We start from the raw sequence: 13,539 nt of genomic DNA on the forward strand, positions 1-13,539 counted from the left end.
GACGTAACTGATCACATTCTTCATTCTTTCAAAGCTTTAAAATGCGTGGAAACACAGAAAACTCGTAGAGGAAACAGGAGAAATAAGCGAAGATCTTAGGGACACCGACCGAGGCGCAATGAAAAAAAGAGAAACAAGCTTTTAGCGTCCACCTCTGAGAGGCCTCCTGAAAGGACGACTTTGGACGCGGGTTTCGTTTTTTTCATGGAGCCGTGCAGTCAATCCCACAAGGGGTGGCCCTAGAATCTGAGCGTTTTCTCCTGTTTCCTCCCCACCACAACAGCAACGTGCAAGAGCCCCATTTACCAAATCAAAAAAATGAGGTATTCTTGTCCATATGCAATCCTTTCATTGGAATCGGACAGGACTTCCTGGCCCCAACCAGTGTAAAGGATTTTTTGCCCCTTATAGGAAATGTCTGAATGATCGTAGTAGATGAACCTTCATTAATTTTGTTTTAAACGTAGTTCGAAGTCGGTAACTGATGAGAGATGATGAGAAACGATGCGGATCGATCAGCATATATTACAAGCTTTTTTACAGGAAGTTCAAGTGGAGAGTCTGTCGCCAGATGATCCAGTCGTTGTACACCACACGCCATACCCGTGGGAACTGGTCGGTACCGGCAATTATGCTGCCGTATTTGCCCACCCGGACTATCCAAAGGTAGTAATCAAGCTGTACGCACCTGGACGACCAGGAGCCGAACAGGAAATCGAAGTCTATCGCAAGCTAGGGGAGACTCGTTCCTTCCCCATCTGTTATGATTATGGGGAAGGATACTTGGTCATTTCGCGGATGAACGGTATCCCCTTGTTTGACTGTGTCCGCTTTGGTATTCCGATTCCTCCGCAGGTGATTGAAGACGTGGAGGAAGCATTAGAAGAGGCCCGCAGGAAGGGCTTGTTTCCGCATGATGTCCATGGGAAAAATGTATTAATGGATCAGGGACGAGGTTATCTGATTGACGTATCGGATTACTATGTCAATGATACAGACACGAAATGGCGAGATTTACGCAAGGCGTACTACAAGGTGTATCTGCCATTTATCAAGGATCGTGGATGGAAAATTCCATTGTGGATGCTGGAAGTCGTACGCAAAGGCTATCGACTGTTCAAAAAAGGAAAGCGCTTGTTCACGTAGGCGGTCTCTGGTAAAATGATCATTTGACATTGTGTTTGTACAGTTGCTGGTCGAAGCAGAATAAGGAGGACATTCCATTGTGGTACTATCTCATTGCGGCAGTAATTATTGCGCTTGATCAGTTTACAAAGTATTTAGTCGTGAAGTATATGGAACTGGGAGAATCCATTCCTTTGATCGCGGACGTCTTTCATCTAACTTCCCATCGAAACATGGGAGCGGCGTTTGGTATCCTGCAAAATCGACGTTGGTTTTTTATCGCCATTACCGCTGTCGTTGTGATTGGGATTGTCATTTCCTTGATTCGCTTGGGAAAAAAACAACCTCGTGCATCGTTGGCGCTGTCATTTGTCTTGGGTGGAGCCGTGGGGAATTTCATTGATCGTGCGATGTCCGGTCAAGTCGTAGATTTTCTCGATTTTACGTTGATTCACTTCCCGATCTTTAATGTGGCGGATATGGCCATCACGATTGGTGTGGGGATTTTGCTTCTCGATGTTTTTCTGGATGGGAAGAAAAACAGATAGTCATGAGAATAATAGTGGGAAAGCTCGGATAGGTGGAGAACATACATGAATGACACGCAATTGTTTGAACGTTACGATTGGACGGTAGACCCAGCAGATAAGAACGAGCGCATCGACAAGTTTATCACGCTGCAAAATGAAGATTGGTCCCGTTCACAGGTACAGGCTTGGGTAAAGGAAGGCCGTGTTACTGTAAATGGTGAACCGATCAAAAACAACTACAAGCTACAGGCAGAGGACGAAGTGACCCTCCGTGTTCCGCCGCCAAAGGAAATGGCGATCCAGCCAGAAGAGATGTCGCTTGATATTGTATACGAGGATAGCGATGTCGTGGTCGTGAATAAACCACGTGGTCTCGTCGTGCATCCTGCTCCTGGTCATTACAGTGGGACACTCGTCAATGGGCTTTTGGCTCATTGCAAGGATTTGTCCGGAATCAATGGCGTTTTGCGTCCGGGAATTGTCCATCGTATTGACAAGGATACGTCCGGTCTTTTGATGGTAGCCAAGAACGACAAGGCACATATGGGGTTGGCTGAACAGTTGAAAGCACATACGGTCAATCGGAAGTATGTCGCGCTTGTTCATGGGGTCATCCCGCATGAAATGGGAACAATTGAAGCACCGATCGGGCGCGATCCGAAAAATCGCCAGCAAATGGCGGTCGTTTTTGAAAACAGCAAGCCGGCTGTTACACATTTTATCGTGCTGGAGCGCTTCAAAGAGTACACGATGGTGGAATTGAAACTCGAAACAGGGCGTACCCATCAAATTCGCGTACACATGAAGTACATTGACTATCCACTGGCGGGCGACCCGAAATACGGTCCGAAAAATACATTGGAGCTCGATGGACAAGCTTTGCATGCGAAAACGCTGGGATTCATCCATCCCCGTACAGGAGAGCAGCTCGAGTTCGAAGCGCCAATGCCGAAGGAAATGCTTGACGTCATCGAAGTTCTCAGACAAGCGTAGAGAACAGGGGGAATAGCCGTGCTAAAAAGATTAGCGCATGTGACACTGTACGTTCACGACTGTGAAGATGCATTGCGGTTTTACACGGAAAAACTCGGTTTCGAAAAACGCATGGATTCTCGGATGGATGATGGTTCTCGTTGGCTCACCGTCGGTCTTCCAGGGCAGGAGCTAGAGATTGTATTGCATGACCCTACCCATTGGCATCGGGAAGACGTTGCGCAGGAAATGCTTCGTCAGGTCGGCAAAAATCCAATGTGGGTTTGGCATACGGATGATTTTTGGTCCACATACGAAACACTGCGTCAACGCGGCGTGGAGTTTGTGAGTGAACCAAATGAAGTAATGTATGGCATAGAGGTTATTTTCAAGGATCTGTATGGCAATCGTTTCTTGTTGTTGCAGCAAGTCTTCCTATGACACTTACATAATGGCAGTTGGATTGGAAAACGCTAGTAGAGAGCTTATTACTTTCTTCTGGCGTTTTTTTCAACTTTCAATAGAGAGTGTAAGGAGTGAATGCCTGTGATCGGAAAATGGGGGAAGCTGTTCGGTCTGTTTGTCCTTTTGGTTGTACTTGTCACAGCAAACGGTGAAGCAAAGGTGGCAGCCCAAAGCCAAGGGCCAGAGCGCATGAACAAGGAAATAAGCGTTCCGGCAAAAATCGCATTTACGAGCAACCAGCATTTGTTTTTGGTAGATGGACGGGATGCAACGGGAAAGATCAAGCAAATCACCAAGGATGGCTATGCACAGATCGTGGGTTGGTCGCCAGATGGCAAGTGGCTCCTGTTCGTGAAATACAAAGGCAACGACAATTACTCGACACCAGGCTATGTGTGGATCGTCAGAGCTGACGGCAGCAAAGCTGTGCAGGTAGACGAGCGAGCGGTTTTTGAAACGCCAAAATGGTCTCCGAAAGCGAACAAGCTCGCGTACACCGTGAATGTCGGCAGTAATGAAGCCCCGAGACTATTGCTGATCGTAAAAGACGTTCAAGAGCATGGAGAATTAGCTTTGCAAAGTACAACGAAGGCTGACTTCGAAGATTTTGCCTGGATGCCGGATGGGGAAAACATGCTTGTCTCACTACCAGCCGAAAAAAATAAGCCGATGACGCTGGCCTTGCGCACACTTGCAGGTAAACCGTTGGCTGCCTACCCGATTGCAGAACCGCCAAAAGTGGAGGAAGGCATCTACCCATGGGCAGCGACAGGTTTAAAAGTATCGCCGGATGGGAAGGCTGTGGCCTACTTTGTCAGGTATAACTCAGGCTCCTTGTCTGCTGATGGCGTACCGATTCAATGGTTTGATTTGACACAGCCTGCCAAAAAGCCAATAGACCTAGGAACAGGATTGGCTTATCCTGATTGGCTTGCCTGGACACCAAATGGCGAACAGCTCGCTTTTGTCGATGGTACTGACCGGACCGCCACGACTAACAAGCAGTTAAAGCTAGCGGATCGAGCAGGAAAGGTCAAAACAGTCAGCCCTGGTCCAGTGGTGGTAGACACTTATCCGGTATGGATTCCAAAAGCTCCGTACACGCTGCTTTTCACCAGAGGCTTGGCTACAGAGTATTCATATGATCCGAAGAAGGTCATGGTACCGGAACAAGGCATCTGGCGGCGGTCCGCAGATGGAGCGGAGCAGCAGGTGACAAAAGGGGAAGCGAATACAGCCGACTATTATCCTGCACCGTCTCCAGATGGAAAACAGCTTCTTTTCTTGCGGCTGGATCGAGCGGAGCACGGCTCTTTGTTTATCCAAGGAATTGGTGAGGATGCGGACAAACAAGTCGAGCTGATCAAAAACATGACAGGGGACATTGGTTATTATGCGAACTATTTGCCACCGTGGGTCAGCGTCTATTGGGAATAGTTAGACTTTTCCGGGCTGCATTGACACCCGTCCAGAATCGTGACATAATTCTACATGACGAATGGAACCTTTTAATCCAGTCCAGAGAGGCTGGCAAGGGCACGGAATGACAAACAGGCGGGACGCTTAAAAGTCCGGTCAGTTTGTCCGAGGGCTTCTTGTCTCCTGACAAGGAGCCTTTTTTCGTAAGGTCCACTGTTCCCGTCGAAAAGGGGGATATTGAGATGATCAACAAAAGCGTTATTATGGATGAAGCAGCGATCCGCCGCGCGCTCACGCGAATCGCACATGAAATTATTGAGCGAAATAAAGGTGTAGAGGATCTCATTATCGTGGGGATTAAGACCAGAGGGATCTATCTCGCGCAGCGCCTTGTGGAAAGAATCGAAATGATTGAAAATGTGAAAGTCCCAGTCGGTGAGCTGGACATTACGTTTTATCGCGACGATCTTCAGCACAAGTCCGAAGATGCCATTTTGCAAGGCTCCAAGCTACCGGATCAAATTACAGGCAAGACGGTGATTCTGGTCGATGATGTTCTCTACACGGGAAGAACGGTGCGTGCCGCATTGGATGCACTGATTGATAACGGTCGCCCACGGATGATTCAACTGGCTGTGCTGGTTGATCGCGGTCATCGCGAGCTGCCAATCCGCCCTGATTTCGTCGGAAAAAACCTCCCAACTGCTAGAACGGAAATTGTCGATGTACAATTGGCAGAAGTGGACGTTATGGACATTGTCTCCATCCGACAGCTACTGTAAAAAGAATAGGATTCCTCTTTAAAAACGATCCTGTGAGGTCGGCAAGAGGCAAGATACTTCCCATGACTATGGCGAAGCTAGCCTCTTTGTGCCCGCACAAAGAGGTTTTTTGTATAAAAAGAAGCTTTTTGTATAAAAGAAGTTTTGAATGAAACAACACAGGGGGCATACAGGCATGAGCCAGAAAAATTACATCGATGTAGACGAAACACCACATATTTCGCGATTGCTGCCACTTAGTATTCAACACTTGTTCGCGATGTTCGGCTCGACTGTATTGGTGCCGATCTTAACGGGGCTGGATGTTGCAACGGCGCTCATGGCAAGTGGGATTGGAACCCTGTTGTTCCTGTGGATCACCAAAGGAAAGCTGCCGAACTACCTCGGTTCTTCCTTCGCTTTCATCGGTCCGATTATCGTCGTGAGTCAATCACATGGAGTAGGGACCGCACTCTTAGGCTGCTTCCTCTCCGGGATTGTGTACATCATCGTCGCCGGAATCGTGAAGAAGGCAGGGGTCAAATGGCTCGATCGGGTACTGCCACCAGTTGTCATCGCCTCTGTCATCGTCGTGATTGGTCTGAGCCTGGCTGGCGTAGCAGTAGACATGGCAACGAAAGTCACTGTAGATGGTCAATCGCAAATGTCATTGACATCGATTGAAATCTCGCTCGTAACTGTGGTCATAACAGTGCTTGCAGCAGTTATGCTGCGCGGTTTCCTTGGTCTTATCCCCATCTTGATCGGTATGGTTACAGGTTATGTATACACACTGCTGCGTCACCCTGAACTGATTAACTTTCAAAAAGTAGTAGAAGCAGACTGGTTCATCACGCCACAAAAAATGTTTGCGGAGCACTTCAAATTTACCGAAGTGATGAGTGTGATAGGTGACGGCTCTGCATGGATCGCAGCACTGGTCATCGCGCCAGTCGCTTTCGTCACGCTGGCAGAGCATTTGGGTCACTTGCTGGTAACGAGCAAGGTCATGGATCGCGATCTGATGAAAAATCCGGGTCTGCACCGCAGCTTGCTCGGAGACGGGGTGGCAACCTCACTGGCAGCTATCTTGGGAGGTCCGCCAGCAACGACATATGGAGAAAACATCGGTGTTCTAGCAATGACTAAGGTATACAGCCGAGTGGTCATCGGTCTGGCGGCTGTACTGGCAATCATGTTCGCCTTCGCTGGTAAGGTTAGCGCCATTTTAATGACGATTCCAACGCCGGTACTTGGCGGTGTCTCCATCATCCTGTTCGGTATCATCGCGGCACAAGGCTTGCGGATGTACGTCGAGCACAAAGTGAATTTTGCAGACAAGCGCAACATGATTCTCGCAGCCGTCATCCTCGTCACGGGAATCGGCGGATACAAAATCAGCTTTGCGAGTACAGGTATCGCTTTCCTGAGCGACCTGACCATCGATAATATCGCACTCTCTACCTTCCTGGGAATTATTCTGCACCTGATCCTTCCAGGAAAAGCGTCCGCGATGGGAGAAGCGCATCTTGAAGAACAAAAATAAATAGCCTATACGTTCCCAATCCTTTAAATCCAGTCCAGAGAGGCTGGCAAGGCAAAGAACGCTGTTTTGGCTGCCCAAAAAGGCACTCAACCAGCTTCTTGTCTCGCTTGCCTCCAGATGCAAAGCGATGCCAAGAAGCTTTTTCTTTTGAACATTAAAGAATCGGAGGGATTCATGATGAAAAATGTAGCGCACCTGATTGGCCTCAAAGACTTATCGAAAGAACAGATCATCCAGCTCCTCGAGCGAGCAGAGTATTGGGCTGCCAGACCAACTGAGCAAGCGGATATCCTGCGCGGACGGTTTGTCGCGAATCTGTTCTTCGAGGCCAGCACCAGAACCCGCTTTTCTTTTGAAGTAGCACAAAAGCGACTGGGCGCACATGTTTTGAACTTCATTCCGGAAACCTCCTCTACTGTAAAGGGCGAGACGGTCTATGACACAATCCGCACCTTGGAAGCAATGGGTGTGGAAGCAGCCGTGATCCGCACCAAGAAGGAAGGCCTGCTGCAAGAGCTGGCTGAAAGCGTAGACCTGAAGCTGATCAACGCGGGAGATGGAACGAATGAGCACCCGACCCAATGCCTGCTCGATCTTTTGACCATGAAAAGGCAGTTTGGCAAGCTCTCTGGTCTCACGGTTGCGATCATTGGAGACCTGCGCCACAGCCGCGTGCTCGGTTCTCACCTGCATGCGCTGCCGAAGCTCGGTGTGAATCTGCTGCTCTCAGGTCCTGCTACGATGATGCCGGCGCGTATCCCGCAAGGTGTGAAGATCGTGGAAATGGAAGAAGCGGTTCAAACCGCAGATGTGGTCATGATGCTGCGCGTGCAGCTGGAGCGCCATGCGGAATCCCTCTATCTATCAAAGGAAGAATATCACAAGGCACATGGGCTCACACTGGATAGGGCCAAAATGATGAAGTCCGGCGCAGTTATCATGCATCCGGCACCCGTCAATCGCGGGGTTGAGATTCATACCGATTTGGTAGAATGCGAAACGTCCTTGATCCAAACCCAAGTGACCAACGGAGTCGCAGCAAGAATGGCAGTTCTAGAAACTCTTTTGAAAGGGAGCGAAATGACATGGGAATCATCCTTGGCAACGGCAACGTACTAAATCAGGCGGGGGAACTCACCCCGATGGAAATATTGGTGGAAAAGGGAAGAATCACAGCGATGGGGGAAACACTCGATCGCGAGGGGCATGATTGGATCGATTGCCACGGGGGTATGATTAGCGCGGGTCTCATCGATGCCCACGTACATCTGCGTGAACCAGGCTTTGAACATAAAGAAACGATCGAAACAGGGGCAAAAGCAGCCGTACAAGGCGGATTTACAACGGTAGCATGCATGCCAAACACACGACCATCCATCGATAGTGTCGAGACTGTGACCTACATTTTGGACAAAGCGAGCGAGGCAGGTATGGCGCGCGTCATCCCGTATGGTGCGATTACTGTTCGCCAATTGGGAAAAGAGCTGACGGATTTCGCTGGGTTAAAAGAAGCAGGGATCTTCGCGCTGACAGATGACGGTGTGGGTGTCCAATCAACCGCCATGATGAAAAAGGCCATGCAAAAAGCAGCAGAGCTCGGTATCGCAATCGTCGCTCACTGTGAGGACGAAGACCTATTGATCCCGGGAGCAGCTTTGCATGACGGGGTGGTTGCAGCTCGACACGGACTCCCAGGAATTCCTTCTGAGTCAGAGTCCATCCACGTTGGCCGCGATATTTTGCTGGCAGAGCAGACAGGTGTGCACTACCACGTATGTCACATCAGCGCAAAAGAGTCGGTGCGTCTGGTACGCGACGGAAAACGCGCTGGCGTGAATGTAACGTGTGAAGTCAGTCCGCATCATCTCTTGCTGTGCGACGAGGATATCCCAGACAATCTGGATACAAATTGGAAAATGAACCCGCCCCTGCGCTCTCGTGAAGATCGCGCCGCACTGATTGCGGGATTAAAAGACGGCACCATTGATATGATCGCAACCGACCATGCACCACACACCCAAGAGGAAAAAGCCAACGGGATCAACCGTGCACCATTCGGAATCGTCGGACTGGAGACAGCATTCCCGCTGTTGTACACAAATCTCGTACAAACGGGAGAGCTGACCTTGAAGAAGCTGGTTGAGCTGTTGACCGTGAAGCCAGCAGAAGCATTCAAACTGCCATATGGACGTCTGGAAGTAGGCGCACCAGCAGACCTGACTGTGATGGATCTGGAAACGGAAAAAACAATTGACCCAAGCACATTCGCAAGTAAAGGAATCAACACACCATTTGCTGGTTGGGTATGCAAAGGCTGGCCGACGCTGACGCTGGTAGATGGAAAGATCGTATATCAAAACGTGTAAAAACGACTGACAGACAAGACAAAAGTTTTTACACGACAATGGAGGAGGAGCATAAATGCGTGCAAGATTGATCTTGGAAGATGGAACAGAATTTATCGGGACGGCATTTGGAGCGACAAAGGAGTCCTACGGGGAAGTGGTTTTCAATACAGGGCTGACTGGCTATCAGGAGGTTTTGTCCGACCCATCCTACTGCGGACAGATCGTCACCATGACTTACCCGCTAATCGGAAATTACGGGATCAATCGGGACGACTTTGAAGCTGTTCGTCCATACATTCACGGCTTCGTTGTTCGCGAGCATTGCGAGGCACCGAGCAACTGGCGCAATACGAACACACTCGATGAACTGTTGAAAACATACGAAATTCCGGGCATTGCTGGAATCGACACCCGGATGCTGACGAGAAAAATTCGTTACCACGGCACCATGAAGGGCATGATTACCACCAGTGAAGCCCCGTTGGCTGAATTGGTTGCTGCCCTGAACGGCACGACATTGATGACAGACCAAGTACCACGCGTTTCTACGAAAAGCGTCTTCAGCTGCCCAGGTTCAGGTCATCGGGTAGTACTGGTAGACTTCGGAGCCAAGCACGGGATTTTGCGCGAGTTGACCAAGCGCAACTGTGACGTAGTCGTTGTACCTTACAATGTAACAGCAGAAGAGATTCGCCGCATTCAACCGGACGGGATACTTTTGTCCAATGGCCCTGGGGACCCGAAGGACGTACCGCAAGCTGTAGAGATGATTCGCGAAATCTTGGGTGAATATCCTCTGTTCGGAATTTGCCTCGGTCACCAACTGTTCGCGCTGGCATCTGGCGCTGACACGACGAAAATGAAATTCGGACACCGTGGCGGCAACCATCCAGTAAAAGAGCTGCCAACCGGACGCACCTATATCACATCCCAGAACCACAGCTATGCAGTAAAAGAAGACTCGCTCGCAGACACGGAGTTGGAAGTTACACATATCGCCCTGAATGATGGCACCATCGAAGGTGTACGTCATGCGGCGAAGAATGCATTCTCAGTACAGTACCATCCAGAAGCAGCTCCAGGGCCGTATGATTCCGGCTACCTGTTCGACCAGTTTCTTGCGATGATGGAAACAGCTAAGGAGGAAAAAACTCATGCCAAAACAAGATAATCTGAAAAAAATCCTCGTAATCGGCTCTGGACCAATCGTCATCGGGCAGGCTGCAGAATTTGACTATGCAGGCACGCAAGCATGCGAAGCGTTAAAAGAAGAGGGTATGGAGGTAGTTCTGATCAACTCCAACCCGGCGACCATCATGACGGATACAAACATGGCGGACAAAGTATATATCGAGCCAATCACACCTGAATTCGTAGCGCGCGTCATTCGTCAAGAGAAGCCGGATGGACTACTGCCTACACTTGGCGGTCAAACGGGCTTGAACATGGCTGTTGCCCTCTCAGAAGCAGGAGTTCTCGAGCAAGAAAATGTAAAGCTGCTCGGAACGAAGCTGGAATCGATCAAGCAAGCAGAAGACCGCGACCTGTTCCGCTCCCTCATGAATGAACTGGGCGAGCCAGTACCTGAATCAGTCATCGTGAGCACGATAGAAGAAGCGGTTGATTTTGCAAACGAAATCGGTTATCCCATCATCGTTCGTCCTGCCTACACCTTGGGTGGTACAGGCGGCGGAATTTGTGATGATGAAGAAACCCTCCGCGAGATCGTCGCAAGCGGATTGAAATACTCCCCGATTACGCAATGCTTGATCGAGAAAAGCATTGCCGGCATGAAAGAAATCGAATACGAAGTGATGCGTGATGCCAACGACAACTGCATCGTCGTCTGCAACATGGAAAACATCGACCCAGTCGGTGTGCATACTGGTGACTCCATCGTAGTGGCGCCTAGCCAAACACTGGCTGACCGCGAGTATCAAATGCTGCGCACATCGGCTCTGAACATCATTCGGGCGCTCGGTATCGAGGGTGGCTGCAACGTACAATACGCACTCGACCCGCACAGCTTCCAGTACTACGTGATCGAAGTGAACCCGCGTGTGAGCCGCTCTTCTGCACTGGCTTCCAAGGCAACAGGCTACCCAATTGCAAAGATGGCAGCCAAAATCGCAATCGGCTACACGTTGGACGAACTGAAAAACCCGGTGACAGGTCAAACATATGCATGCTTCGAGCCAACACTGGACTACATCGTCAGCAAAATCCCACGTTGGCCGTTCGACAAGTTCCAATCCGCCAACCGCAAGCTCGGTACGCAAATGAAAGCGACTGGAGAAGTAATGGCAATCGGTCGGACTTTTGAAGAATCGATCATGAAGGCCATCCGCTCCTTGGAAATCGGCAGCTATCACATTGAGATTAAGGGAGCAGGCGAAATCAGCGAGGACGACCTGAAAGCACGTCTGGTGCACGCAGATGACGAACGCCTCTTCCTGCTGGCAGAAGCACTGCGCCGTGGCTGGACGATCGAACAACTGCACAGCCTGACCAAGATCGATCTGTTCTTCCTGCACAAGTTCCATAAAATGATTGCCTTTGAAACGGAACTGGCAAAAGGCTTGACGAGCGAGAAGCTATACGAAGCAAAACGCATGGGCTTCACGGACCGTAAAATTGCCGAGCTGTGCGGTGAGACAGAAGAAGCGGTACACGCCATGCGCAAAGAAAAAGGCTTTGTACCTGTATATAAAATGGTAGATACTTGCGCGGCAGAATTTGAGGCGCAAACACCGTACTACTACTCCGCTTATGAAGTAGAAGACGAGCGCATCGAGACAGGCAAAAAACGCGTGGTGGTACTGGGCTCCGGACCAATCCGCATCGGTCAAGGAATCGAGTTTGACTATGCAACGGTACACGCCGTCTGGGCACTGAGAGAAGCGGGCTATGAGGCAGTGATCATCAACAACAACCCGGAGACCGTTTCTACAGACTTCAACACCTCTGATCGCCTGTACTTCGAGCCGCTGTACATTGAAGACGTCATGAACATTCTCGATGTAGAAAAACCAGAGGGTGTCATCGTACAATTCGGCGGACAAACCGCGATCAATCTGGCTGACAAGCTGACTGCACGCGGAATCAAAATCTTGGGTACGAGTCTGGAAAACATCGACGCAGCGGAAAACCGCGAGAAGTTCGAAGCACTGCTGCGTGAGCTGGAAATCGCCCAACCACCAGGCAAAACGGTTACGTCAGTCGATCAGGCAGTAGTGGCGGCAGAGGGTCTTGGCTTCCCAGTCCTGGTGCGCCCATCCTACGTACTTGGCGGACGTGCGATGGAAATCGTCTACAACCAGTCCGAACTGTTGGAGTACATGGAAAAAGCGGTGAAGGTAAACCCTGATCACCCGGTACTGGTAGACCGTTACATGGTCGGAATAGAAGCGGAAGTCGATGCGATTTGCGACGGCGAAAACGTTTTGATCCCAGGCATCATGGAGCATATCGAACGCGCAGGGGTGCACTCCGGTGACTCTATCGCCGTATATCCTCCGCAATCCTTGTCCCAAGCGATTAAGGATGAGCTGATCGACATGACGACGAAGCTGGCGCGTGCCCTGCAAATCAAAGGCTTGCTCAACATCCAGTTCGTCATCTATAAAGATCGCCCATACGTAATCGAGGTCAATCCGCGTTCGTCCCGTACCGTGCCATTCCTTTCGAAAGTAACGGGGATTCCAATGGCGAACATCGCGACGAAAGCGATCCTTGGTCACTCTATCATGGAACAAGGCTTTACACCGGGCTACCATCCAGAGGAGTCGATGGTTTCTGTCAAAGTACCAGTCTTCTCCTTCGCAAAGCTGCGCCGCGTTGATATTACGCTCGGCCCTGAAATGAAATCGACCGGAGAAGTCATGGGACGCGAGAGCACTCTGGCAAAAGCGTTGTACAAAGGCTTGGTCGCAGCAGGCATGAATATCCCGACACAAGGCACCTTGCTCGTGACTGTTGCTGACAAAGACAAGGAAGAAGCGCTGGACATCGTGAAACGCTTCCGCCACCTCGGCTTCAAGCTGATGGCAACCGCAGGCACAGCCGATTATTTGGAGCAAGCGGGACTGCAAGTCACACGCGTAAGCAAATTGTCCGAAGGCACGCCAAATCTGTTGGATGTCATCCATACAGGCGAAGCGAACATCGTACTCAATACACTGACAAAAGGCAAAACGCCACAACGCGACGGCTTCCGCATTCGTCGGGAAGCGGTAGAGAACGGCGCCGTATGCTTGACTTCACTCGATACAGCTTCCGCTCTCCTGCACGTACTGGAGACGATCACATTCTCTACAGAAGCAATGCCAGCCCAGCGTGCTGGTGCCAAAGTGGCAGTATCTGTATAAAAAGGG

11 protein-coding genes are annotated in these 13,539 nt (G+C 50.2%); all 11 read left to right on the top strand.

Annotated features, from left to right (window positions below; all coding sequences use genetic code 11):
* Nucleotides 1–504: 504 nt before the first annotated feature.
* Complete coding sequence (locus HP401_RS08170; RefSeq protein WP_015892043.1) at nt 505–1,146, top strand: serine/threonine-protein kinase; 642 nt, start codon at nt 505–507, stop codon at nt 1,144–1,146.
* Nucleotides 1,147–1,223: 77 nt separating this feature from the next.
* Nucleotides 1,224–1,673 (top strand): signal peptidase II, encoded by a 450-nt coding sequence (gene lspA, locus HP401_RS08175; protein WP_172140206.1) that lies wholly within the window; start codon nt 1,224–1,226, stop codon nt 1,671–1,673.
* Between the two features lie 45 nt (nt 1,674–1,718).
* Nucleotides 1,719–2,648: an RluA family pseudouridine synthase gene (locus HP401_RS08180; protein WP_015892041.1), complete on the top strand. Its 930-nt coding sequence runs from the start codon at nt 1,719–1,721 to the stop codon at nt 2,646–2,648.
* Between the two features lie 18 nt (nt 2,649–2,666).
* Nucleotides 2,667–3,068 (top strand): VOC family protein, encoded by a 402-nt coding sequence (locus HP401_RS08185; protein WP_087349944.1) that lies wholly within the window; start codon nt 2,667–2,669, stop codon nt 3,066–3,068.
* Between the two features lie 99 nt (nt 3,069–3,167).
* Nucleotides 3,168–4,529, top strand: a complete 1,362-nt coding sequence (locus tag HP401_RS08190; RefSeq protein ID WP_173604693.1) for a TolB-like translocation protein — start codon at nt 3,168–3,170, stop codon at nt 4,527–4,529.
* Between the two features lie 224 nt (nt 4,530–4,753).
* Complete coding sequence (pyrR, locus tag HP401_RS08195) at nt 4,754–5,293, top strand: bifunctional pyr operon transcriptional regulator/uracil phosphoribosyltransferase PyrR (RefSeq protein WP_007728461.1); 540 nt, start codon at nt 4,754–4,756, stop codon at nt 5,291–5,293.
* 175 nt (nt 5,294–5,468) lie between these two features.
* On the top strand, nt 5,469–6,818 hold the full coding sequence (locus HP401_RS08200) for a solute carrier family 23 protein (protein ID WP_015892038.1): 1,350 nt from the start codon (nt 5,469–5,471) through the stop codon (nt 6,816–6,818).
* 177 nt (nt 6,819–6,995) lie between these two features.
* Entirely contained in the window at nt 6,996–7,937 is a 942-nt protein-coding gene (locus tag HP401_RS08205; RefSeq protein WP_173604792.1) for an aspartate carbamoyltransferase catalytic subunit, read from the top strand.
* Entirely contained in the window at nt 7,904–9,184 is a 1,281-nt protein-coding gene (locus tag HP401_RS08210) for a dihydroorotase (protein ID WP_142496493.1), read from the top strand. Before HP401_RS08205 ends, HP401_RS08210 begins: the two co-directional genes overlap by 34 nt.
* A gap of 55 nt (nt 9,185–9,239) precedes the next feature.
* The gene (locus HP401_RS08215) at nt 9,240–10,337 is read left to right on the top strand and encodes a carbamoyl phosphate synthase small subunit (protein ID WP_173604694.1); all 1,098 of its coding nucleotides are present in this window, start codon (nt 9,240–9,242) and stop codon (nt 10,335–10,337) included.
* Complete coding sequence (carB, locus tag HP401_RS08220; RefSeq protein WP_173604695.1) at nt 10,321–13,533, top strand: carbamoyl-phosphate synthase large subunit; 3,213 nt, start codon at nt 10,321–10,323, stop codon at nt 13,531–13,533. The genes HP401_RS08215 and carB overlap by 17 nt, the downstream gene beginning before the upstream one ends.
* The last annotated feature ends 6 nt before the right edge of the window (nt 13,534–13,539 follow it).

Source organism: Brevibacillus sp. HB2.2, from assembly GCF_013284275.1.
In the GTDB taxonomy this organism is placed as follows: Bacteria; Bacillota; Bacilli; order Brevibacillales; family Brevibacillaceae; genus Brevibacillus; species Brevibacillus brevis_D.

Excerpts from the sequence above, each read along its gene's own strand:
- HP401_RS08170 (WP_015892043.1), top strand. The coding sequence starts at position 505 with ATGCGGATCGATCAGCATATATTACAAGCTTTTTTACAGGAAGTTCAA.
- HP401_RS08180 (WP_015892041.1), top strand. The coding sequence starts at position 1,719 with ATGAATGACACGCAATTGTTTGAACGTTACGATTGGACGGTAGACCCA.
- HP401_RS08190 (WP_173604693.1), top strand. The coding sequence starts at position 3,168 with ATGCCTGTGATCGGAAAATGGGGGAAGCTGTTCGGTCTGTTTGTCCTT.
- pyrR (WP_007728461.1), top strand. The coding sequence starts at position 4,754 with ATGATCAACAAAAGCGTTATTATGGATGAAGCAGCGATCCGCCGCGCG.
- HP401_RS08200 (WP_015892038.1), top strand. The coding sequence starts at position 5,469 with ATGAGCCAGAAAAATTACATCGATGTAGACGAAACACCACATATTTCG.
- HP401_RS08205 (WP_173604792.1), top strand. The coding sequence starts at position 6,996 with ATGAAAAATGTAGCGCACCTGATTGGCCTCAAAGACTTATCGAAAGAA.
- HP401_RS08210 (WP_142496493.1), top strand. The coding sequence starts at position 7,904 with ATGGGAATCATCCTTGGCAACGGCAACGTACTAAATCAGGCGGGGGAA.
- HP401_RS08215 (WP_173604694.1), top strand. The coding sequence starts at position 9,240 with ATGCGTGCAAGATTGATCTTGGAAGATGGAACAGAATTTATCGGGACG.
- carB (WP_173604695.1), top strand. The coding sequence starts at position 10,321 with ATGCCAAAACAAGATAATCTGAAAAAAATCCTCGTAATCGGCTCTGGA.